The 23,125-nt window shown below is 40.6% G+C and carries 15 protein-coding genes and 1 tRNA gene; 8 read left to right on the top strand and 8 right to left on the bottom strand.

Features of this window, described 5'->3' with window-relative positions:
• Positions 1–63 precede the first annotated feature (63 nt).
• From B5X70_RS14595 to B5X70_RS14585, 3 genes are all read right to left on the bottom strand, one after another.
• A complete protein-coding gene (locus tag B5X70_RS14595; RefSeq protein WP_079558647.1) occupies positions 64–1,653 on the bottom strand; it encodes a DUF4957 domain-containing protein in 1,590 nt (529 codons plus the stop codon).
• Positions 1,654–1,771: 118 nt separating this feature from the next.
• Complete coding sequence (locus tag B5X70_RS14590) at positions 1,772–3,565, bottom strand: RagB/SusD family nutrient uptake outer membrane protein (RefSeq protein ID WP_079558646.1); 1,794 nt, start codon at positions 3,563–3,565, stop codon at positions 1,772–1,774.
• Between the two features lie 72 nt (positions 3,566–3,637).
• Positions 3,638–6,811: a SusC/RagA family TonB-linked outer membrane protein gene (locus tag B5X70_RS14585; protein ID WP_234995085.1), complete on the bottom strand. Its 3,174-nt coding sequence runs from the start codon at positions 6,809–6,811 to the stop codon at positions 3,638–3,640.
• A 1,543-nt stretch (positions 6,812–8,354) separates the two neighbouring features.
• Here B5X70_RS14585 and B5X70_RS14580 point away from each other — a divergent pair.
• On the top strand, positions 8,355–9,248 hold the full coding sequence (locus B5X70_RS14580) for a MerR family transcriptional regulator (protein ID WP_079558644.1): 894 nt from the start codon (positions 8,355–8,357) through the stop codon (positions 9,246–9,248).
• Here the strand turns inward: B5X70_RS14580 and B5X70_RS14575 are convergent.
• The gene (locus tag B5X70_RS14575; protein WP_079558643.1) at positions 9,232–10,584 is read right to left on the bottom strand and encodes an MATE family efflux transporter; all 1,353 of its coding nucleotides are present in this window, start codon (positions 10,582–10,584) and stop codon (positions 9,232–9,234) included. The two genes, B5X70_RS14580 and B5X70_RS14575, sit on opposite strands and share 17 nt — an antisense overlap.
• A gap of 366 nt (positions 10,585–10,950) precedes the next feature.
• Here B5X70_RS14575 and B5X70_RS14570 point away from each other — a divergent pair, with 366 nt between their 5' ends.
• From B5X70_RS14570 to nadD, 4 genes are all read left to right on the top strand, one after another.
• Positions 10,951–12,435: a DUF3078 domain-containing protein gene (locus tag B5X70_RS14570; protein WP_198314199.1), complete on the top strand. Its 1,485-nt coding sequence runs from the start codon at positions 10,951–10,953 to the stop codon at positions 12,433–12,435.
• A gap of 48 nt (positions 12,436–12,483) precedes the next feature.
• Positions 12,484–13,359, top strand: coding sequence for a YicC/YloC family endoribonuclease (locus B5X70_RS14565; RefSeq protein WP_079558641.1), 876 nt, complete (start codon positions 12,484–12,486; stop codon positions 13,357–13,359).
• The gene (gene gmk, locus B5X70_RS14560; protein ID WP_079558640.1) at positions 13,359–13,940 is read left to right on the top strand and encodes a guanylate kinase; all 582 of its coding nucleotides are present in this window, start codon (positions 13,359–13,361) and stop codon (positions 13,938–13,940) included. The genes B5X70_RS14565 and gmk overlap by 1 nt, the downstream gene beginning before the upstream one ends.
• A 143-nt stretch (positions 13,941–14,083) precedes the next feature.
• Complete coding sequence (gene nadD, locus B5X70_RS14555) at positions 14,084–14,680, top strand: nicotinate-nucleotide adenylyltransferase (protein ID WP_079558639.1); 597 nt, start codon at positions 14,084–14,086, stop codon at positions 14,678–14,680.
• Between the two features lie 24 nt (positions 14,681–14,704).
• On the opposite strand, the gene B5X70_RS14550 is transcribed toward nadD, so the two are convergent.
• The 3 genes from B5X70_RS14550 to B5X70_RS14540 form a co-directional block, all read right to left on the bottom strand.
• Positions 14,705–16,714 carry a DEAD/DEAH box helicase gene (locus tag B5X70_RS14550; RefSeq protein ID WP_079558638.1) on the bottom strand — a complete coding sequence of 670 codons (2,010 nt, stop codon included), beginning with the start codon at positions 16,712–16,714 and terminating at the stop codon, positions 14,705–14,707.
• Positions 16,715–16,717: 3 nt separating this feature from the next.
• The gene (locus B5X70_RS14545; RefSeq protein ID WP_079558637.1) at positions 16,718–18,832 is read right to left on the bottom strand and encodes a tetratricopeptide repeat protein; all 2,115 of its coding nucleotides are present in this window, start codon (positions 18,830–18,832) and stop codon (positions 16,718–16,720) included.
• A 62-nt stretch (positions 18,833–18,894) separates the two neighbouring features.
• On the bottom strand, positions 18,895–20,628 hold the full coding sequence (locus B5X70_RS14540; protein WP_079558636.1) for a M23 family metallopeptidase: 1,734 nt from the start codon (positions 20,626–20,628) through the stop codon (positions 18,895–18,897).
• A 367-nt stretch (positions 20,629–20,995) separates the two neighbouring features.
• Here B5X70_RS14540 and B5X70_RS14535 point away from each other — a divergent pair, with 367 nt between their 5' ends.
• On the top strand, positions 20,996–21,679 hold the full coding sequence (locus B5X70_RS14535; RefSeq protein WP_079558635.1) for a NigD1/NigD2 family lipoprotein: 684 nt from the start codon (positions 20,996–20,998) through the stop codon (positions 21,677–21,679).
• Between the two features lie 210 nt (positions 21,680–21,889).
• Positions 21,890–21,963 (top strand) — tRNA-Arg (locus B5X70_RS14530).
• A 112-nt stretch (positions 21,964–22,075) separates the two neighbouring features.
• Here B5X70_RS14530 and B5X70_RS17945 read toward each other — a convergent pair.
• Positions 22,076–22,432 carry a hypothetical protein gene (locus tag B5X70_RS17945; protein WP_143255085.1) on the bottom strand — a complete coding sequence of 119 codons (357 nt, stop codon included), beginning with the start codon at positions 22,430–22,432 and terminating at the stop codon, positions 22,076–22,078.
• Positions 22,433–22,625: 193 nt separating this feature from the next.
• Between B5X70_RS17945 and B5X70_RS14525 the strand changes: the two genes are divergently transcribed.
• Positions 22,626–23,114 (top strand): hypothetical protein, encoded by a 489-nt coding sequence (locus B5X70_RS14525; protein WP_079558634.1) that lies wholly within the window; start codon positions 22,626–22,628, stop codon positions 23,112–23,114.
• Positions 23,115–23,125 lie beyond the last annotated feature (11 nt).

Below are 23,125 nucleotides of genomic sequence, written 5' to 3'. Positions count from 1 at the left end.
TAAATAATGAATAATTGAGGGACAACATGTGTTGTCCCTCAATTTGGTTAATTTGATGGTAATTTATGGAATCCAACGAGAATCCCCGATACGGTAGAAGATTAGGTCTTCGTTGGATATCGTGAAGTTACCATTTTCAGGATCTGCAAACCCTGGGTTCAATTCTGTGTAATTCCAACGATCGTGCACTGTAATCTCGTCATTGGTCAGATTTGGAGCGTTGAAATAGTTATTTCTATCCATTTCAACAACTGTAGTAGCTGACTGATTAGAGTAGTTTCCGACAATATTTACAAAAATATTTTTTCGAACATAGATTTCATGATTCGCCAATCTCACATAAAGAATCCTTCTTGTTGATCCTTCTTGCGTGATAACGTTATAGAAAGTATTATTCTCTAAGGTGATAATGGCGGTGTTATCCCCTGAGAAAGCAGCAGCATTGTCCATTCTTATTACATCCCGGTTTACTACGCTGTTGTAAACTGTGTTGTTTTTGAAATTAAATACCTTAGTCATGCCATTTCTAAAGTCAATGAAATCTCCTCCCTCGGTTACAATGTCTGAATAGATGGTGCCTGTAATTGATACAGATTCAATTAATACAGCATTACTTGCGTAAAAGACTCCTTTAACGTAGTTTTTGATTTCACAACCTTCAATGATTGCATTTCCATAGGTCTCTCCGGCTCCAAGCACCTCGTCATAGATGATGGTTTGGTTACCGTCAGGTGCAGTTTCTCCATCAAGAATAAGGTCTTTTAGTCTAAATCCAGCACCTCCGCTAATTCTGAATACCGCACCATTAATCACTGGCTTTTCAAATGGTCTTACGGCAATAATTCCAATGGTTTTACTGATATGGATGTTTGCAGCAACTTCATATTCGCCTGGCATTACTGCAAATACATCTCCATCTTCGGCTGCCTCAATAATCTCCTTGAGGTTATCACCAGGTTCAACCAATATTGCATCACCAATATCGATTAATGTTGTGAAATTATGTGTTCCTCTTGTGCTGCCATTGTTTACCAGGCGAAGGAAATACCCTGTTTCGCTGTTCAACCCGGTCAGGGTTATTTCACCTGCTTCAATGTGCTCTTGTGTTACTTCAAAAACCAACTCAGTTGTTCCATCAAACAGTACAACGCTGGTAGCTACTTCCCCTGCAGGCCATCTTAGAATAAATGTTGTAGCACCAATGTCGTCCGGCTCAATTGCACTCAGAATTTGTTCTGTACCGGTTGTAAACAATGCTTCAATCCACTTTGATTCTAAAATGGATTCACCCACAGCCTTTACTCTTACAGAGTATGTGGTTTCACCTGCAAAACCGGGAACAGTGTATGGTAGTTGGCTGTATGTTATTCCTTCAATTATTTTGGTTGGAGAACCGGAAAATACCGGTTCTTCAATGTCTGAACTTTCATTTTGAAAAAATTCAACGGTATAGCTGCTTGCTTTGTTTACAGCTTTCCAGCTTAATCGTGCAGATGTTTGATTGATAATTCGAACTTCCAGGTCAACCGGAGAGAATAACCGGCTGACATTTATTTCAGTTATTTCGGGATCAATGTCGTCGGAACAACTTCCAAAAGACGCCATTGCAATTAATCCCAAAAAATATGCGGATAATTTAACTAATCTCTTCATTATTTTTTGATTTTATGGTTCATTTAATTTTTGCTGTTTGCAAATCAAAATACTTTGTTTTCAACATGTTTTATGATCGGCATTACAGCCACCTTGGTTTTCAACCAAAGCGTAAATATTAGAAATTAAACCCGTCATTGTTAAGCATTCCGTTACTGGTTTCGATAAACACTTGCCATATTGGCCAGTACTGTTGTAAGTCGGGGTCGCGTAAAAACAGTGCGTTCCAGAATGCTGATTGTTCCGTTGATGAGGTTATTACCCATGATTTGTTTGACTCAAAGCCAAGACTTTGCCCAATTTCGTCGGTATCACCATAATTCAAGCCATAAATGATAACTGTTTCGCCATCTTCTGCAGTTTCATAATAGATTCTTTCTGGTAAGTCGGCATATTTCCCTTCACGAGCTTCAAGTTGCATCAGCTTTTCTCTTGCTTCATGAAGCTTGGTGCTTAACATATTCCAACGGATAAGATCCTGTTTACGTAGCATTTCCCCTGCAAACTCAAGAGCTCTTTCATCAACAATAGCATTAAAGAATGCGTCTTTACTGGTTGTTACCTGTGTCATAAATTCATCAACCAGTTCTGGGTGATCAGGAAATGCACGCTCACGAACCTCTCTTAGATATGGAGCTGCCTCCTGTGGCCCGTCAAGGGCGTTGATGGCTTCAGCTGCCATTAAAAGAATGTCAGAATAGCGCATCACTAACCAGTTTAATCCGTCATCGTTAGTTGAAGTTACCCGTCGTCCTGCCTCTTCAAAAAGCCACTCATAACGGTATTTTCCAAACATCCATCGCCCATTGTTGGTCGGAACCTGAATTCCGTTTGTCCATTCATATGGAATACAAGTAACGTCACGACGAACATCATTTACGTCATACTTGTAAAACAGTATTGGATTGGGGCCGTTGGTTCCACCTCTGGCTTGTGCAGTATATCTGTTCGCATTTGTGTGTCTTACTCCGTTCTCAAAGATAACGCGACCGCGCCCCTCGCTGAAAGGTATTTCCCAAAGGATCTCTCTCCCTGCAACAAAATCCTCGCGGTGTAATGATCTGAATACACCCTCAAAAGTTTCAAGTTGTGCAGTTCCGCTGTTGATTACGTCAAGACACTCTTTTTTAACGATTTCGTACATTTTATCCGGAGATAGCTCCTGATATATGCTTCTGCGAATGGTTCCATCCATACGTTGGGCATATCCGCCAGCCATTAAAGCAACGCGAGCTCGTAAACCTTTAACAAATGCTTTGTTAATTCTTTCAGTTGTCCGCGTAGCAGCTGATTCATTAGGCCAGGCTACAAGTTGAGAGGCCTCTTCAAGATCGTCTAATAACTGCATGAAAATGATGTCACGATCTTCGCGAGGTAAATAAAGTGTTTCAGTGGATATGGGTTCAAATCTGGCAGGAACATCACCCCAGCCCTTTATAAGATCCAAATAAACAAAAGCTCTCAATGTAAGCATCTCTCCCAGTAATTGAGCCATTCTTGGATTCCTCTCAATATCTCCATAATTGCGAATTCCATCGATTGCAATATTCGCTCTTTCAATAGCCTGATAGAACATCGCCCAAGCGTTGTTTTCAGTGTTCATTTGGCTATTGTTTACGTTGGTGCTGTAATTTGTAAGCCTTACTGCTTCATGCGCAACGTCTCTTAGCCCATTTCTTACTTCTATGTCTGTATTGAGACCATACAACCCAAGGAATCTTCCTCTGTAGGCGTTTGTTTCACCAAAGGAGTGGATTATTGCAGCCATAGCTCCTTCTGTCAAGCTGGGATCTGAAAAGATCACTGATGGTTCCAGAGATGATTTCGCCGGAGTGTCCAGTGTATCATCGCAGGAGCTTATCACCAACACAAGTGATAAGATGATTGATATATTAAAAAATAACTTTTTCATTGTATTATTTATTTAAGCGTCAATTGATACTTCAATATTTTTCTATTATATGAATTTCTCCCTTTTGTTGATTTAGAAACTCAGGTTCATCCCGAATACAATTGAACGGCTTCTTGGATAAGCAGAATAATCTACTCCTGGTGTTAATGGCGTTCTCCTTCTGGTTGATACTTCAGGATCAAATCCGGTATAGTTAGTCCAGGTGTACAAGTTATAACCACTTACATAAAACCTTAAATTTTGAATGTTTACTCTGTTTACTATATCTCTTGGAAGAGTGTAACCTAGTGTCAGTGTATTAAGTCTTAGAAATGACCCGTCTTCTACGGCCCAGTCAGAGAACACGAATCGAGGCATATATGGCGACCACATGGTTGTATTAGCATTCATTGCAGCCAATTCAGCCGGATCATTACTAATCGTTCCGTCGGGAAGCAGATTGGTCCATCTTTTGCCATCTTCCATCATCGTAATCATATTACGTGAATGGTATTTGCTGGTTGAGGTATATTCAACTTTGTTTGCATTATATACATCATTGCCATAGCTCCAGTTGAATGCTGCTGACAAGTCAAAACCATAAGCTCTTGCATTTAGTGCGATACCACCGGTATGCAATGGATTTGCATCTCCAATAATGGTTCTGTCATCAAGATTTACCACGTTGTCTTCATCAGGATTTAGGTTGCGCAGTTTCTTGGTACCGGGGCGAATTGTGCCTACTACTGAGCTTGCGTTAGGTACGCCTTCTCTTAGAACCCATTCACCGTTAAAGTATCCTTCAAAGTCAGAAACTTCATAGCGTCCATCACTGATATATCCGTACATTTTCCCTACGGAACCTCCAATCTGTATCACATAGTCAGCTGGAATTTCAGTAGACGCCCAGCCTGATGACTGTTCAAAGTTCTCCATCAATCCAAGTGACTTGATTTCGTTTTTATTGAAACCAATGTTTCCACTAACTGAAAATCCGTAATTTGGCCTATCGATAGCAACCCAATTTATGGAGGCTTCAAAACCTCTGTTCTCTGTCTCACCCATATTTCTGTATTGGTCGATATAACCTGTGCCTGGAATCGGGAAACGCATTAACAAATCCTGGGTTGTATTTATATAAGCTTCAAACGAACCGTTGATTCGACCTCTTAACATTGTATAATCTAAACCAAGGTTTCTTGTAATGGTGGTCTCCCATTTTAAATCCGGATTAGCAAGAGTTCTTGAAGGTGCCCAATAACTGTCGTAGTTATTAACCCAGGTGGTTGTACTTACAGCCATAGATTGTACTATTTGCCCGGATGGGATGTTATTGTTTCCGGCTGTACCATAGCTGAACCTGATTTTAAGGTCGTCTAACCAATCTCGTGTGTTTTCGAAAAAGATTTCATCAGAAATCCTCCAGGCAAATGCAGCAGATGGAAAATACCCCCATTTGTTTCCATCTCCGAATTTTGAGGAACCATCTGCTCTGAATGTTGCACTTAATAAGTATCTTCCCATGTAATCGTAATTAGCTCTACCAAAGAAAGAAAGCAGGATGTCGTCAGGTGATAGATGGTTGGTAATTGAGTTTGCTGATCCCTGTGCAGACAGCTTTGAAGCTTCTGAAAAACCGAAAGTAGATGGGAATCCATGAACTACGGTATTATGAGATTCTTGTTCGCGGATGATATACTCCTGACCGGCTAGCACATTTACCCTATGATCGCTGGGAAGAATATTCCTGAAATTGTAATTTATAGTATTGGTGTTTCTAAATGTTTCTCGTGATTGTTTATTAAAAACAATCGCTGGCTTGTTTTGATTTTCACCCGATGGAACATTTTTTACATAATAAGTTGATGGGCCATAGAAACGATCATCTACGCTTCTAAAGTCATCCAGACCTACGTCTGATTTAATAGTTAGGTTGTCAATAATTTCCCATGCAACGCTTGCATTCAGATTATATGCAACACGGTTTTGATATCTGTCATTGTCTCTTAATGATTCCATTGGGTGTGTCAATAAGAAATCAGGATCAGTTTCCTCTGCATCAGTCAAACCTGAAACAGGAAATGGAGGATAAATCATAGCAAACTTTAATCGGGAATCTGCTGAAGAAACTTCGTTTTGTTCGTTTGCTCCACCACCATTTATCTCTGTATTGGCATACCTGAACGACAGGTCTATTGTTATTCTGTCGTTAGGGCGATTTGTCATATTAAACGAAAGGTTGTCCCTGTTGAAATTGGACATTTGCATAATGGCTCTGTCATACATGTGGGCATAACTTAAAGCATATGTCGTTTTTTCAGTACCACCGGTTAAACTAACGTTATGATTAAAAGTAAAGCCTGTTCGTCCAAAAATCTGATTCTGATAGTCGTTTGGCTGTACTTCTTGGTAAAGATCTAAGTCTTGAAAGTTTCCGTAAATATTGTTGTATCTACGCATGTCGTTTGCCAGTAAAGCTCTTTCATATTGCCATTTAGTAAAATCATATGGTGAAAGAACATCTAGAGTATTGGCGATTCTTTTCCAGGCAGTATAGGCATTGTAATTGACAGTCATTCTCCCTTCTCTTCCACGTTTTGTGGTAACAATTATTACACCATTGGCACCTCTGGAGCCATAAATTGCTGTTGAGGAAGCATCTTTTAGTACGTCAATGGACTCAATATCAGAAGGTGAAATATCTGAAATGGTTTCAACTGGAAATCCATCAACAATAAACAGAGGACTGTTGTCGCCTGTAATTGAACCTCCACCTCTAACTCTGATTCTGATTTCTGCATCAGGAGATCCTTCTGTGGCTGCTATTTGCACACCTGCTAATTTTCCGGTGATGGCTTCTGTTACATTACTAACAGGAATAGCCTGCAGAGCATCACCCGAAACAGAAGCAACCGAACCAGTTATGTCTCTTCTCTGAACCGTTCCATAACCTATTGCCACTACTTCGTCTAACCCAAAAAAACTTTCAGTTAGAACTACATTTATTTGACTTTGATTGTTTACTGCTATCTCCCTTTCATCAAAACCAATGAATCGGAATACGAGCACCGCATTTACTGCGTCGGGAACCTGCAATTGATAGTTTCCGTTAATATCGGAAACCGTGCCGATTGTCGATCCTTTAACTATAATGTTTACTCCAGGTAGCGGAAACCCTTGGCTGTCTTCCACTTTTCCCTGAACCAGAATGCTTCCTTGTGCCATAAGAGCGAGTCCAAAACTCCAAAGGCTCATAACGAATAGCATTTTAATTAAATTTTGCTTTTTCATAGTTATGTTACTAAAATTAAACAGTGAATGGTTTTTTTTCGATTTTGATATTATTCTGTTTCTTATGTGTGCAATACTAAATTTAATGAATTTTTTTCGGATTAATTCTTGTTAACTTTTTGTTTGCAATTTATACACTCTCGTTATTATAGTGGGTAGAAGAATTATCTGAATAACCGTTGCGAATTGACGTTGATATGTGTTGTGATTTGTCAAAGCATTGTAGTATAATTAGATAGTGTGTAGTTTGGTGCTGTGGAGTATGTGTTTTCTATAAGGGGAAAGTGAATTTTATAGACATTTTTTACATATGTCTTTTCTATAAGATGTAAGAAGAATGGAATGTTATCAGAAAAATATAGTAAGGATATCAGGAATTAATATATCAGTCCTCATATTATTTACTTAAAGATATATGATAAAATGTGGTATGTCTTGCTATTGATTTAACAAACACTGAATTTTCTGATTAAAGAAGAAATATTTTTCGATAGAAATGGTACTAGCTAAAAACGTCCGGAGATTATCTTAAATCATTCCGGACGTTTTTAACCCAACCTAACCCTAAACTATGAGAAAACTTAAATAGTTAACTATCAAATAGTATGCCAGCGATTTGTTGTAAAATGTCCGATAACAGATAGAACGAGTTCCAAGGTTTTGGGTGCCATTGAAAATCAATTTACAAACAGATAAAACGAATTCTATGTGAAAAATTATAAACACATGAATGTATCATTAAAAAAGAGGCTTAAACATTAAAAATTAATGCTAAGCCTCTTTTCTTCCTAAACCTAATTAACCTAACCTAAACCTATGAAAAAACTCTCGTTCTTTCAATACAAATATATGATTGAATTTAAGGAATGTCTAACTTTTAATGTTATAAAAAGTTAAAATCTGTCATAGAGAATCGGATATTTTCTTATAAATATCCAGATTGTTTAAAGGTATGATTTTTAAGTGATTCTAAAATATTTTCTCTCACTTCTCATACATCTGTTTATAATTTGTTTTTTAGTTGCTTTCGAAGTCTCGGGAGAACTCAACAGATAATCATACCCTTGTGCGGTAGCTCTTTGACTTCGTCGATCTTGCGATTCTCATGGCTCGTTTCATGGAAAACATTGGGTACTATTTGGGTTCTTGTTGTTAAATCGGACGCTATTATTTACAGGCGTACAGGTTACTTTGGTCCGGGAGGTTTGCAAGTTTCATCGACACGCTTAAACCAATGGGATTTATTGAAATATATTTGCGGTAATGTTTTGATATTATTGGCTCAAGCATGTTGTGCCTTGTGGTCTTTAAATTGAGGGCACTAATTTTATGGCAGTTTAAAGTTTTGTTTTTATTTTTAGCCGAAATTTTGAACAAAATAAATTAGGACGTGTTAAACGGATTGAGACTTAGTTGAAATCATCGGTTTTCGTTGATTCAAACCTGGTGTGTTACCTGGCTTATAGAACGGACTAAGACTTAAAATACTATGTTAGTAAAGGAAATATAAAGTATTCAAATGGCCAGATATTCAATAAAAGATCTTGAGAAAATCTCAGGTATAAAAGCTCACACCATCAGAATGTGGGAGAGACGTTATGGACTAATTGAACCTGAACGAACTCCTACAAATATACGCTATTACTCAGATTGCGATCTTAAGCGTTTATTGAATATATCCATTCTGAACCATCACGGCATAAAGATATCTCATATTGCCGGACTTTCCGATACTGAGATTCGCAGCCGGGTGCTGGATTTGTCTCTGGATGGTCGTACTAATAATGTCCAGATTGAGAGCCTCATGGTGTCCATGCTTGAGTTGGATGAGAGGAAGTTTCTTAATACCCTCTCAGCTTCTGTTATTAAATTCGGTTTTGAGTCTACAGTTGAAAGTATCTTGTTCCCCTTTCTCGAAAAGGTGGGAGTGCTATGGCAGGCGGGTACTATTTCCCCTGCTGAAGAGCATTTTATGTCAAATCTTATACGTCAGAAGCTATTTGTTGCCATCGATCATGAGATGCAGAATTCATCTGTTTCAGGCCCCAGAATCATTATGTTTTTGCCAGAAGGAGAGTTGCATGAAATTGGTCTGTTGTTTTACAATCTTTTGGCTCGTAAAGAAGGACTGGATGTTATTTACCTGGGGCCTGCAGTTCCAGTGAGCGATTTGTTGCAGGTACATCATGTCAGACCTGCTGATGCATTTATGACCTCGTTTATATCTGCTTATACAACAGAAGGATTGGAGGATTTGATGAAATTGTACAGAGAGAAATTTCCGGAGATACCTTTTCTTGTTTCGGGGTATCAAATTAAAGAATTGAACCCATCTTTACCTGATGGCTTTACTGTTATTCCCGGTGTTAAGGGTTTTAAAGATGCCATTAAGCTGGTCAAGTTCTCGGAATAGGAGTCTTTTCCACAACTGATTTACGTTTCCAACGTCCGCTCTTGTAATATATCCAGGTGCCTGCCAGACCAACCATCCAACCTGCGGGTATGCTCCACCAAATTCCGGATTCGCCAAAGTGTTTTGATAAAAACCAGGCAAAAGGAATTCTCACAATCCAGAGTGAAATCAGGGTTATAATCATGGGGATTATTGTATCACCGGCTCCTCGCAATGTTCCATGAAGCACGAACATGGAGGAGAATACAATATAAAAAGAGCAAACGATGATAAGATACTCTCTTCCCTGCCGAATGACTTCGGGATCATCATTAAAAAGAGACATCAACTGATTGCCCCAGAGTAGAACAATTAGCATTACGGCTAAACTTATGGTCCAGGCCATTTTTTGAGTAGCCCAAACGCCTTTTCTGATACGCTCTACTTTTCCTGCCCCCAGATTTTGTCCCACAAAAGCCGACAGAGCAGAAGCCAGAACCATGGCAGGCATGGCCGCAAGAGCATCAATTCTGCTGGCTGCCGTGTAGGCGGCTAAGGTGACCGTGTCAAAATTGTTGATGATTCTGATCAATCCCATTAACCCAAGAGCAACAAAGGTCTGCTGAAATCCTGTTGGTAAACCAATCTTAACGCTTTTACGGAAACTCTCAACATCAAAAGTAAGTGATTTGATGCTGAAATGAATCAGATGATCTCTTTTGTTAAGATAAAATATGGCAGAGATAAATGCGCCCATTTGTGCAATAACCGTAGCCCATGCAGCACCGGCAACACCCCATTTAAAAACAACGATGAACACAACATCAAGAACAATGTTTACAACCGTGGCAATGGCCAGAAACAACAGAGGAGTTCTGCTGTCTCCCAGTCCCCGCAAAACTGATGATGTGCTGTTAAAGCCAAAAAAGCCAACCATGCCGAGCATATAAACATTGAAATATGCCAGTGCCTGTGGCATTACATCATCTCCAATGCCCAATAATGTAAATATTTGACGGCTAAATAGAATTCCGATTATAGATAGTATAATGCCTGCTCCGAACATAAACAGGTATATGGTTCCGATAGCCTGTTTTACCTTTTCATAGTTTTTAGCACCAAAATATTGACTGATTACAATGGTGGCTCCACTCCCGATGCCAATAAAGAAAGATATCAGCGTGTAAAAAATGGGAAACGAAGCTCCTACTGCCGCCAATGCTTCTGTTCCCAGAAACTTTCCCACTATGATGCTGTCAACAATATTGTATAATTGTTGAAACAGATTACCGATAACCATTGGAAGTGCAAATCGGAAAATCAACCCGGCTTCATTCCCTGTAGTGAGATCCTTCATCAGTTAGTTTTTCCAGTAGAAACCGGAACTTTGTTCCGGCATACCGACTACAAAACAACGGAATTTTTGGGAGAAAAGGGAATTTATTATTTACAACACGTCCAAATTGGTAAACTTTTTGATTACTGAGGATTTATTTATTCAATAATTTGGAAATATTTGGTAATTTTCTATTTTTTGCATAGAGATTTGAATTGAATCCTTTTTTTACTAAAGGTTTTTGATATACTTTTGCAACGATTCAATTCTCATGTTAAAAATTAAATCATCCCATTGAAAAAAGATCTTAGCCATTTTTCCAAATATTGAAATCCTATATTGGTTATTACTGTATTCTAAAGTATTTAAATGCATTTGTATATGTATATGAGGTTTTTATTTGGACTTTTGTTTTTGATTTTTCTGATGCCACATGCGCAAGTGCATGCACAACGCCCTTTTCAGATATATTTTCCTGATTTTGTTTTGCCTGAAACCTGGTATGAAAGAGTAGGTGTCTTGGAGTTTCGGGAACAATATCGTGAAGCATTGGCTAAGCAATCTGCCGGACTGAGGCTTCAAAACTCTTTCATTCCCCATCATCCTTATCAGTTTATCCTTGAACCTCAAACTGTGCGATCAAATGTTTCGGCAGGCTTAATTCGTCAGAAAACCGGAATACTTCCTTTGAATGAATACCGTTTCGAATTTATGACTGCCCGAATTTCACGCTATAAGGCACATGCTCTTCCAGTTATATACATAAAGGAGGAGTTGCCTGATTTAACAGAGTTTCAGGCAACCGAAAGAAAGACGCCTTTTGAGAAATATCAGCACTTTCTGAATCATCCCGGTGGGAGTGATACATTGCAAACTCTAATCGCAGGTGAGGTGAAAACTGGTAGCGAAATGCGCCGTCATATTTATTATCATCATCCATATCTTGTGCAGTATGATTGGCATGAATTGCCTGATCCTCCACGAATTTTCAGAAGCAGCGAAACAATCCAATCGAGAACCGGAAGGGAAAGTCTTGAGGGACTTTTCAGGCCAAATGATATCCGTCGTCCCGACAGACTGGAGAGGGTCGCCTTAAAAAAATCACCATGGACATTTACCGGTTCGGAAAACATTCAGTTTTCTCAGGCTTATTTAAGTAACTGGGCCAGAGGGGGACAAAACTCGGTGGCTTTGTTAAGTGATTTGCGTTTGAGTGCCATATATAAGGATGATAACGTGGAATGGGAAAATACAGGTGTCCATAAACTCGGCATTATATCAAGCGAAGGAGCCAAATCACGGGTGAACGATGACTTGATAGAGTTGATGAGTAAATACGGGGTAAAATCAACAGAGAAGTGGTACTATAGTTTGTTGTTTAACTTCAGAACGCAGTTTTTTGAGGGATTTCTCGCAAGCGACACAGAAAAGGAGAATCCAATTTCCGCTTTTATGGCTCCTGCCTATTTCTCTCTTGCAGCGGGTATGGATTACAGGGTTAAAGATTTTACCCTGCTGTTATCACCTCTTACATCAAGGATGACAGTGGTTCTTGATACCGCGAAAATTAATCAAACACGCTATAACATCGACGCCGATAAAAAGTCCAATTTCCTAACGGGGGGATCTCTTCAGAATAACTTTAGATGGAAACTGGCTGAAGACATGACTTTTACCTCCAGAATGAACGTTTTTTATGACTACTTTGCAAAAGATGAAAATATCCAGGCCGAATGGGATCTGGTGTTAGATATGCGAATAAACGTGTTTTTGAGTACCCGCCTCACCGGTAGCTTCAGATATTATGAAAGTGAATCCAGTAAATTGCAGATCAGGCAAGGGCTCAGTCTTTCGTTCCGGTATAATTTCTGACACGGTTAGTTGATTAATATTATTACCTTTGTATAAAAGATTCTGTTTATGATAAAATCAATGACCGGATTTGGCAAAGCTGTTTGCGATCTCCCTGCAAAGAAAGTACATATTGAGATTAAATCCCTTAATGGAAAACAACTGGATCTCAACCTCAGGATTCCTGTTTTATACCGTGAAAAAGAGCATGAGATCCGAAACCTGATTGCCGGCCGACTTCAACGGGGGAAAGTTGATTTAACCATTGTTGTTGAATCTCTGATGCCCGATAACTTGCCGCAAATTAATAAAACTGTTTTTCAGGATTATTACAACCAGTTAAGCGCTATTTCAGGAGAATTAAATATAGGTGGAAGTTCAGATTTTATAAGAACCATCATGATGCTTCCCGATGTTTTAAAAACCGGGCAGGCTTCGTTGGACGAAAAAGAGTGGTCAGACATAAAAGACACCATTGAGGCGGCCATCGAATCCATCGATGGGTATCGTTCTCAAGAGGGGCGTGCACTTCAGGAAGATATTACGAGCCGGCTGGATCATATCGAAGATTCCATGAATCAGGTATTGCCCTTTGAAAATCAGCGACTGGAGAGAATAAAGAGCCGCATCAGAGAGAATCTTACGGAGGTAATTGACAGCAGCAAGATTGATGAAAACCGTTTTGAGCAGGAGCTTATTTACTACATTGAAAAACTTGATATTACCGAGGAAAAAGTGCGATTGAAGAATCATCTGGATTATTTTAAGGAGACCATGGGAGAGGAGCAACCCGTTGGTAAAAAGCTGGCATTCATCAGTCAGGAAATTGGCCGGGAAATCAACACACTTGGTTCCAAAGCCAATGATGCCGATTTACAGCGTCTGGTTATAAAAATGAAGGATGAACTTGAAAAAATAAAGGAACAAACTCTTAACGTACTGTAATGCAGAAAGGTAAACTGATCATATTCTCGGCTCCTTCCGGTTCGGGGAAAACCACCATTGTAAAGCACCTTTTAAGCAAAAGTCTCAATCTGGCATTTTCAGTTTCGGCCACCAGCCGAAACCCTCGGGTAAACGAGAAAAATGGTGAAGATTACCATTTTTTGAGCAATGAAGAGTTTCAGCAGAAAGTGGCAAACGATGAATTTCTGGAGTGGGAAGAGGTGTATCAGGGAACGTGCTACGGCACTTTGAAAAGTGAAGTAGAACGTTTGAGAAATCAAGGCAAAAACGTAGTTTTTGATGTGGATGTGGTAGGCGGCGTTAACATCAAGCAATATTATGGAGATGAAGCCCTGGCCATCTTTATTCAACCACCATCTGTTGATGAACTTCGGAGAAGGCTTGTTGTTAGAAATACCGATGCCCCCGAGGTTATTGAAAAACGAGTTGCCAAAGCTGAAAAGGAGTTGACCTACTCCTCCGGTTTTGATAAAATTGTTGTGAACGACATCCTTGAAAAGGCTTGTGATGAGGTGGAAAGTTTGGTTAAAACGTTCGTTTTAACCAATACTAAGCACTAGTAAAGCAGTGTTGAGGTGTTTTTCATCCCCTTGATATTTCGCATTCTAGCCCCAAATATTCAACCATAAACTAACTCTCAACTCTCAACTCTCAACTATAAACCCTTCAACCCGATACCTCTAAACCCTCAAAATAAATTAAAATGCTTGATTCGGCCAAAATAAAAACCGGTCTTTTTTTCGGTTCTTTTAATCCTGTGCACATCGGGCATATGGCATTGGCCAACTACATCCTGGAATATTCTGACCTATCTGAAATCTGGTTTATTGTAACGCCGAGTAATCCTTTAAAAGAATCGCAAGATTTGGCTGATGAAAATCTCCGGCTGGAGATGGTGAAAATTGCCATTGTAGATGAGCCTCGATTTTCGGTCAATGATATTGAATTCTCCATGCCCAGACCATCCTACACCATCGATACTCTCTTCGCTTTAAAGGAGAAGCATCCCGACAGACAATTTTCAATTATAATCGGTAGTGATAATCTGGTTCATCTTGAAAAATGGAAAAATCCTGAAGTCATCATCACCACCTTCAATGTGATTGTATATCCGCGTCCTGGATTTGACGCCGGAACTGCCAAATACTTCAGAGACAATGTTTCTCTCATTGATGCGCCGCTGTTGGATATCTCTTCTACCTTAATCAGAGATGCAGTTGCAGAGAAAAAGAGTATGCGTTTTCTGGTTCCATGTGGGGTTTACGAGTTTATTCTGAATCATAATCTCTATCGCGGATAGTTTATTTTGAAATGATCCTCCGGATCAATCAAACTGCTCATTTTCCAAGCTTTTGGCAATGTTTTTATACTCCTTTGCTTTTTTTGTCTCACCCAGTTTGGCGCAAACCTTGCTTAGTGCTTTGTAAGCTTTGGGATTACTGTTTCTGAGGTTAATGGCTTCCAGCAAGTCCTGATGGGCTCCGGAAAGTTTATTGAGTTCCAGTCTGATTTCGCCACGAAGCAGAAGTGCCTTAAAGTGTCGCTGTTTCTGCTTTAGAATGGATGAGCAATCGGTTTCAGCCGATTGATAGTCGCCCGTTTTAGTTAGCAAAAGAGCACGACGCAGCAGTGCTTCAATGAAATGGGGATTCAGTTTCAAAGCTTTATTGAGGTTGGCAATGGCTGATCTGGTATCGTTGAATTTCACTTCGCACTCATTAGCCATTAGGTAGTACTCCCTTGCAAATTCCTCCACGTTGTTTCTGTTGGTCTCCAACTGTGCTTCCAAATCTGATATGCGATGCTTATAATGATTGATGAACTGCAATTCCCTCACAATGAATCGTTGCATTTCTGCCTTGTCCAGATCGTTTCGGTAGCTAACCGCTTTTGAGAAATGTTTTACAGCATCCTGCCAGTTCTGACTTCGGAATGCACCTAATGCCATCAGGTAGGCACTGTCTGCTTTGGCTTTACGCAACTCCTCTTCGATGAGTTGCTTGTTGTTTGCCGCTTTGGCAAACTGCACCACCTCGTTGTTCACAATGATGTCGCTCTTTACCACCGGTGTTTTAAGAACCATCCCTTCCAGTGAACGGCAGCGGCTGAGAGCAACATAAAGCTGTCCGCCGGCAAAAGCCCCTCCGCTGAAATCAATCACTACCTTATCGAATGTGAGACCCTGGCTTTTATGGACGGTTACCGCCCAGGCCAATCGAAGCGGAAATTGGTTAAAAGAACCAATTTCTTCTGCAATGATTCGGTTGTTTTTCTCGTCGTATTTATATCTCAGGTTTTCCCATTTCTCTTTAGTGACCAGGTGTATGTTGTCATTTTCGAGTCTTACATAAATGCCATCTTCATCTATATCCTCTACAATTCCCAGACTGCCATTAAACCAGCGTCGCTCAATGTCGTTTTTTACAAACATAACCTGAGCATTTTCTTTTAAAATCAGCCGCTTTAAGGTAGGAAGACTCGATTCGGGAAATTCTCCGGAAATGGTTCCTTCAAAGGAAAATTCCACTCCTTCCAGTTCGTTTAGTTTTTGGTCGTTGATGTAATCTACCGTATCTCTGCGTGTTGCCAGCGTAATGAAGAGTTCGTCTGTAGGCGTTTGAAAATGAGGATTAAGCCTCGAATTGATCGTTTTTAATTCCAGATCGGAGGCATTTTTAATTCTGATTTTATCCAGAATGTTTACAAAAACCGGGTCGTTTTGACGGTAAACCTTTTGCAACTCGATCTGAACCAAAGGGATTCGGCTAAAAACCTGTGCCGAGAAAAAGTATGGCGTTCGGTAAAAGCGGTTGAGGATTTGCCATTCGTCTCTTTTCACCACAGGCTCAAGCTGAAATGCATCGCCAACCAAAAGCATCTGTTTACCTCCAAAGGGAGCTGTTTTGTTTCCCGTATAAACCCGCAACACTTGGTCTATGAAATCAAGGATATCGCAGCGTACCATGGATATTTCATCAATGATGATGAGTTCCACTTCTCTGATAAGCTGCATTTTTGCTTTGTTGTATTTCAAAAAGTCATAAATTCGTCTCTCTTTGGTTGACAAATCGGGATCGTTTGGCAGTATGGGCCGAAAGGGAACTTTAAAAAATGAATGGATGGTAACTCCACCGGCATTGATGGCTGCTATTCCTGTTGGAGCCAGTACAATATGTTTTTTATGCGTGTTGTTACACACGTATTTCAAAAATGTGGATTTTCCTGTTCCTGCACGGCCTGTGAGGAAAACGGAACTGTTGGTATGTTGAATAAGACGCAAGGCATCCTGAAACTCAGGATTGTTGGTGTCTATATTTTGAGGTAATTCACTCATTTTTTATTCTTCCTCTTCCATCATGGATCCGGGACCAATCCCGTAACGTTTAATTACATTGTATGCCTCGAATATGCCAAGTTCTCCGGCCTTACTTAAATCAAGAGTTCCTTCTATTTCCTGCTCCATGAAAATTCTGATCAGTCCTCGGTTAAACCAGGCCTCTCCAAAATCGGGACTGAGTTCTATGGCTTGGCTGAAATAGAGGAGTGCTTCTTCAAAATTTCGTTGGGTGGCGTATATCATTCCAATATTAAAATGAGCAAAAGCAAAATCGGGATTGATGGTTTTGATTTTCTGTAAATCAGAAATTATCAGGTCGTAATCCAGTATACGTCGCTCTCTTTCACTTGGTTGAGTTGGCGGTCTTGTCGTTGTGGTTCTCACATCAAGTCTTTGGGGTGATTCAGGGGTTTCTTCATCCAGAGATCGAACCAACTCCACCATTTTAAATCGTGCGTAGGCACGATTTAGGAGTGCCAGATAATTCTCAGGATTAATCTCAAGCACTCGGTTGTAATCATTCATCGCATTGTTCAGATTCAAAACCGACTGATAAAGAGCACCCCGCGCCAACAGGTAGCCCTCAATGTCCCTGCTGTCTGGATTCTCGTTGATATATGTGGTTAATCTGTTAATCTCTTCAAACACCCCGGCCGAAGTCGTTCTTTCCAACTCCTTTTCACGATTGGATATTTGAAGTGGCCTGTCGGTTATTCTCCGTCTATTAAATCCATCCAGATCAATATTGAAATATCGTAAGCGATGTACGAGGGTATCTCCCGGGTAATATGTAAGTCCAAATACCGGTTCAAGGTCAATCACCACATTGCGGTATTGAATTCTGCCTCTTAGAGAAGTACCTGCCAGCTCCTCGGGTTGTTCGCTTCCAAAGTCATCAAGAACTGCAATTCTATCATAGTTGCGGATGTCCCGGTCAGATTCCCGTCTGGTGGCTTTACGTCCCCCGGTTTCTTCATCTTCTGATTCATTGCTGCCTATAGTTTCAGCGCGGTCGGAGGCTTGTCTGCGATCCATTTCCAGACTCATGGCTGTGCCATAGTCCAATTCTGCACCCCGTCTGTCGCCCAACAGATGTTTTACCTGCGACCGGTTATAATAAACAGGGGCAAAATCGGGATGGTTATCGGCCACAATGTCCAAATCGGCCAGGGCGTTTTCCAACTGTCCGGTTTCCATATATAAAAGCGCCCGGTTGTAAAGGGTCAGTAAGTCGTCGGATCGCAAGGCAAGAACTCTGGAGAAATCATCAATGGCTCTGTTTAGGTCACCAACTTGTGCCCTGAGGATTCCACGGTTGTGGTAGGCCAACGCATTACGAGGTTCCAGCTCAATTACTTTGTCAAAATCTTCTACGGTACCACGTAAATCATCCAGTTGGTATCGGATGAATCCTCTTGTCATGAACAGCCGGCCATCTTCGGGACGAAGCCGGATGGCTTCGTTCAGGTCTTCCAGTGATTTTTCAAATTCAGACAACTGATAATTAACAATGGCTCTGTAGGTAAATCCTTCAGGAATATAGGGGTTTATTTCGATGGCTCTGGTAAAATCTGATAATCCTCCAATGGTATCACCTGCGGAAACTTTTGCGTGTCCACGATTCAGCCAGGCATTGACAAGGTTGGGAGCGAGGCGTATGGCCTGAGAGTAGGTTTCAACGGCTTTTTCGTACTCTTCGGCATTGATGTAGGCAATTCCGATGTTTGTGATCAGATTAACATTTTCGGGGTCGATTTCAAGGCCTCGCCTGAAATCGGCAATGGCTTCGTTGGTTCGGCCAAGGCGTTGGCGAATAATTCCCCGAAGGTTGTATGCATCTACAAAAAACGGATTTCGATCAAGAGCCAGAGAACAGTCTGCCTCTGCACCTTTTAAATCGTCGAGGTAATATTTTCCCTGCGCTCTATATAAATAGGGTCTGCTCAGATAGGGTTTTGTCCTGATTACCTGATTAAAATATTGTATGGCAAGAATGTAATCTTCGAAAAAGAGAGCATTCCGTCCTATGATGGTCATTCGGTCGGTGTCGATCTGGGCCTTAACCGGAGCTGCCAGCAAAAGCGGTATGAGTAATATGTATAGTTTTCTTACCATTCGGTGTTTTATATCAAGTACACAAATATAAAATAAATTACAACAGCAGAATGTTCAACAGGCTAATAGATAAAGTCTGTTGATAGTCGGGTTTCGTTGCCAACGTTATCGGTGGCAACAATCTCCAGCGTATGGCGCTGGCCTTTGTTGATTCTGAATTTATCAAAAAAACCAATGAGTAGGTTGTTTTTCGGATCATACTCAAAAAGTGCCCACTCGCCATTAATGGTCGCTCTGTAGCTGGCAATGCCACTGAAATTGTCTCTGATATCAACCCTGATGGCATCCCGGTTTGAATAATTACGTCCGGCGGGAATGTTCAGCAACCTCAGTGTTGGAGGGGTTTCGTCGGTGGTAAGGCAGTAGGTTCCTGCATCGCGCGTGCGTACCACCATTTGATTTCCTCTGCGCGTGCCACCTGCATAAATGAGAGATCCATTGTTTCCAACCCTGGCGGCTGTAAGTCGCTGGTGGTTTAGGTATTGATGAGGAATGGGAATGGTAATCTCAAAAAACTGATGGATGGGGACATTTTCGTTCAAGACCGAAAAGTGTTGCCCAATGCCAACTCCGGGATTGGGTATCACATTGAAATCAGCTTTTACACGGGAGTAAAAGCTGTTGGCCGGAAAACTCACCCCGAAATCGCCAAAGGAATCACTCCATGCACTTGCCGGATGAAGTGTCTCCATTTTTGGTGCTGCCGAGACTTCTGGAATTCGTGGCGGGTTTGTCCCATGTATGTTGAATATGAGTTGCGACAGGTTGCCGGCAGCATCCTTAACTCTGTAATGAAACTGACGGGATTCGCCTGAGGTCATGGCCACAACGCCGCGGGATGCCCCGGTTTGATATATGTCAAGTTGATTGTTTTCGTCCAGAAAACTCTTTTGAATGACCTGACGATGAGTACGGCGTCGTTTAAAATCTATGTGACTGTTTAGGTAACGGGTTTGACTAAAAAGAAAACCATCCAGTCTCGATTTAAACCAAGGTTGTTCGTCCACAATTAGTTGAATGGAATAAACGCTGCATTTTCGCCAGGAACCGGTAAAATAATCCAATGTTTCAATACCTACACCTATTTGTCCGGAAGCTTCGACTCTGGGATTTCCGCGCAGGTGAAACCTGCCGGAATGAAACACCACGGGGAGGTAAAGTGGTTCGCTTTTTCCATTCACCCTGCTCTGTTCATTCAAAGGGTATATAACCACAGCTTCGATGTGCGGAGGAACATCATCCTTAACGGGAAAATCAAAAAAATGAACATTGATGGGTTTTTGCGTGTCGGTTTCACGAATTTCGAAATGCAAATGCGGACCACCAGAACTTCCAGAATTGCCTGAATATGCGATGATCTGACCCCTCTTTACCGGAATTTCGCCCGGTGCAAAACTCTCATCAATGGCGAAGGATTCCTTTTCGTACTGGATGTTTGTAACAATCTCCTCGATGCTTTTAGAAAACCACTCGGCATGTGCATAAACCGATGAAAATCCGTTGGGATGATTCACATATATTGCTTTTCCAAATCCAACCGGCGAAACAGCTATGCGAAATACATACCCGTCGTCGATGGAGTAAATGGGAAGTCCGGTTTTACCATGCGTTGTAAAATCAACCCCTGAATGAAAATGGCTGCCTCTAAGCTCTCCAAAACTACCACTCACCACCAGATCAATGTCCAGTGGCATATGAAAATCCCATCGCGGGTAGTTGTATTGTGCCCTGCTTAAAGTGGGTGAAATATATAAAGCGCTAATAATTATCAAAAACAGTCCGGTACACCTTGCCATATTATATCGTAATTTTAAATTTCATTCAACATTATCACCAAAATCCAGGGCCTGTTCCGGCCGTTCTCCGGTTCCGCTTTGCGGAATTACGCTGCGCTTCATCTCCGTTCTCCGTTCTCCGTTCTCCCTGCTACCTTGTCACCCTCCAACCATAAACCCAAAACCATCAACCCTGACCTCAAACTTCAAACCTCATATCCCCGTCGCTAAAATAACCAATGCGATGCAATTTCCAGACCATTTTTTAAAAAGTTTTGATCTGTTTTGGACTGATTTTTGGAGCAGTTAAAGCAACCATACATTTTTTTTTCATCTAACGGTTGAGTGAGATAGTTTTAGTTTGACAAAAAACAGGAGGATATAAAAGATGAGAAAGTTAATGTTACCATTCGTTACAATTTTAGCAACTATGTTTTTGTTGCAGGGGTGTTTAAAAGATGATGATAGTTACTCGCTTGGAAAGTACTGGGTAACTACCGGCACCATTGAGAAAGGGGACATCTCTCCCTATGTTGTTGTCGCCGATAACGGCGACAGGTTATTCCCGTCGGCTACGGCTGTTCCCCATTTTAAAACTAAAGACGGACAACGGGTATGGATCAGTTATACCATACTGGGTGATGCCGAAGGACAAATTGATCACTATGTAAGAGTGAACGATCTGTCGGAGATTCTGACAAAAGGCATTCTGGAACTTACTCCCGAAAACGCCGACAGCATTGGCCATGATCCCGTAACAATCAGGGATTATTGGTTCACGGGCGATTTTCTCACTATCCGATTTATATACGGAGGCGGAGGGCGTATCCATTTCATTAATCTGGTTCAGGATGTGGAAAATCCGGTTAACGAAGAGGGGCTTCCCATTTTGGAATTCAGGCATAATAGAAACAATGACCCTTACAACTACAAAATGTATGGTACTGTATCCTTTAATTTGGAAACTTTAAAAACAGAAGAACAGGATGAGGTTCAATTTGTTCTGAAGGCTAAATCGAGTGGAGATAGGGATGATTTTGAGAAGGTGTTGACATTTAAGTACGACCATTGATTGAGCCTTGGTGCAATGTGGGACATCCCGTGCGTCTGGAAAAGTTCAGCGCACGGGATGTTGTATATTTATCATCACAATATCCTGTAAATCAAATTTGAGAAAAACTGAATAAATTTTTTGTGATTTTTTTATTGAAAATGATTTTTGTATTCGTTCAAAGTTCCTATATTTGCACCGCGTTTGAACGAAACGCATTTGATGAACATTGATTCCGTAGCTTAATTGGATAGAGCACCTGGTTACGGCCCAGGAGGTTGGGGGTTCGAGTCCCTCCGGGATCACAAAAAAAATAGAACAAGCCCTTGTAACATTATATGTTGCAAGGGCTTTTCTGTTTATTGCTTCTTTTATTATTAGTCTGTAAATCTTCATTCGCCAAAATAGGGCGTTCATTTATTTGAAGGGAAATCCGGGCAAGATAAAATGTGGTGCTATAAAGATGTTTGACAAAAATTGTTTATCAGGACTGGCTCTGCAAATCAACTCCCTGTTTTCCCGGCATTCTGGATGATGGTCTGAATCTCTTGCGATCCGTCGAGCTCTTCTGTAAACCAACTTCTGGAATCCCATACGGAGTAACGCTTCCCAAATCATCTCATCGCAAAACCCATCTTCAAACTTTGCATAAATATCGGGGCGTGAACAGGGGGAATGATTGCACAGAATGTTCCCGAAGTTCCGTATGATGGCATGATTGGTACATTCACACCGGGCGAAATGCTTCTGATAAAACGCTTTTCTTTGTTCCACTAATCGAATATCACTCGCAATTGGTCAATTGTTGGGTGGGTATTTTACTTTTTTTATTAGATTTAAGGTGTTTTTGATAATTAGGATTAATACACAATTTGCTTTTTGAGATTTATAATGTAATTGTGATAAATAATAGTTAGGGGCAAGTGTAGTTGACCAAGCAGCACAAGGTTTAACTAAATTTCGACATATGAAAAATATTCGATTTTTGATAATTTCCATTACTAGCATTTGGATAAGTAGTTGTGCTTCTCTAAAACCGCCGATTATCATTAAAAATGAATCTATTGAAGCCTTCAAATTCTTTTATATAACACCCACAGTCGGTTTGACCTCAAGTTCTGGTGCTACATATGGTGGACAATATTATTCTTCCAGCAAGAGTGTTAATCCAAGCGATGTTATCACAGGAATATTAACAAAAGAAGGTTTAATTAGATTGCCTGAATTAAAACGAGAATTAAATAACCAAACTCTAATTGTTAATTACGGAGAAAGTGGCAAAAGAAATATCGCTGGTGGACTTGGTGGATATACAATTGAAGTTACTATACAATTCATTTCTGCTGAATCACATACACTAATATGTTCATGTACAGCAGAAGGAATAGGAGCAACTGAAGCAGATGATATTAGAAAAGCAATAACCCGTTGTTTGACAGGGTTATTAACAAAATAAAAATGCCAACG

It is taken from the genome of Alkalitalea saponilacus (assembly GCF_900168165.1).
Lineage (GTDB): Bacteria > Bacteroidota > Bacteroidia > Bacteroidales > Marinilabiliaceae > Natronoflexus > Natronoflexus saponilacus.
Note: the sequence above shows the minus strand (reverse complement) of the source record. Positions and strands in the feature narration are given on the sequence as shown.

Coding starts and splice junctions, on each gene's coding strand:
- B5X70_RS14595 (WP_079558647.1), bottom strand. CDS start 1,653: ATGAAGAGATTAGTTAAATTATCCGCATATTTTTTGGGATTAATTGCA.
- B5X70_RS14590 (WP_079558646.1), bottom strand. CDS start 3,565: ATGAAAAAGTTATTTTTTAATATATCAATCATCTTATCACTTGTGTTG.
- B5X70_RS14585 (WP_234995085.1), bottom strand. CDS start 6,811: ATGCTATTCGTTATGAGCCTTTGGAGTTTTGGACTCGCTCTTATGGCA.
- B5X70_RS14580 (WP_079558644.1), top strand. CDS start 8,355: ATGGCCAGATATTCAATAAAAGATCTTGAGAAAATCTCAGGTATAAAA.
- B5X70_RS14575 (WP_079558643.1), bottom strand. CDS start 10,584: ATGAAGGATCTCACTACAGGGAATGAAGCCGGGTTGATTTTCCGATTT.
- B5X70_RS14570 (WP_198314199.1), top strand. CDS start 10,951: ATGAGGTTTTTATTTGGACTTTTGTTTTTGATTTTTCTGATGCCACAT.
- B5X70_RS14565 (WP_079558641.1), top strand. CDS start 12,484: ATGATAAAATCAATGACCGGATTTGGCAAAGCTGTTTGCGATCTCCCT.
- gmk (WP_079558640.1), top strand. CDS start 13,359: ATGCAGAAAGGTAAACTGATCATATTCTCGGCTCCTTCCGGTTCGGGG.
- nadD (WP_079558639.1), top strand. CDS start 14,084: ATGCTTGATTCGGCCAAAATAAAAACCGGTCTTTTTTTCGGTTCTTTT.
- B5X70_RS14550 (WP_079558638.1), bottom strand. CDS start 16,714: ATGAGTGAATTACCTCAAAATATAGACACCAACAATCCTGAGTTTCAG.
- B5X70_RS14545 (WP_079558637.1), bottom strand. CDS start 18,832: ATGGTAAGAAAACTATACATATTACTCATACCGCTTTTGCTGGCAGCT.
- B5X70_RS14540 (WP_079558636.1), bottom strand. CDS start 20,628: ATGGCAAGGTGTACCGGACTGTTTTTGATAATTATTAGCGCTTTATAT.
- B5X70_RS14535 (WP_079558635.1), top strand. CDS start 20,996: ATGAGAAAGTTAATGTTACCATTCGTTACAATTTTAGCAACTATGTTT.
- B5X70_RS14525 (WP_079558634.1), top strand. CDS start 22,626: ATGAAAAATATTCGATTTTTGATAATTTCCATTACTAGCATTTGGATA.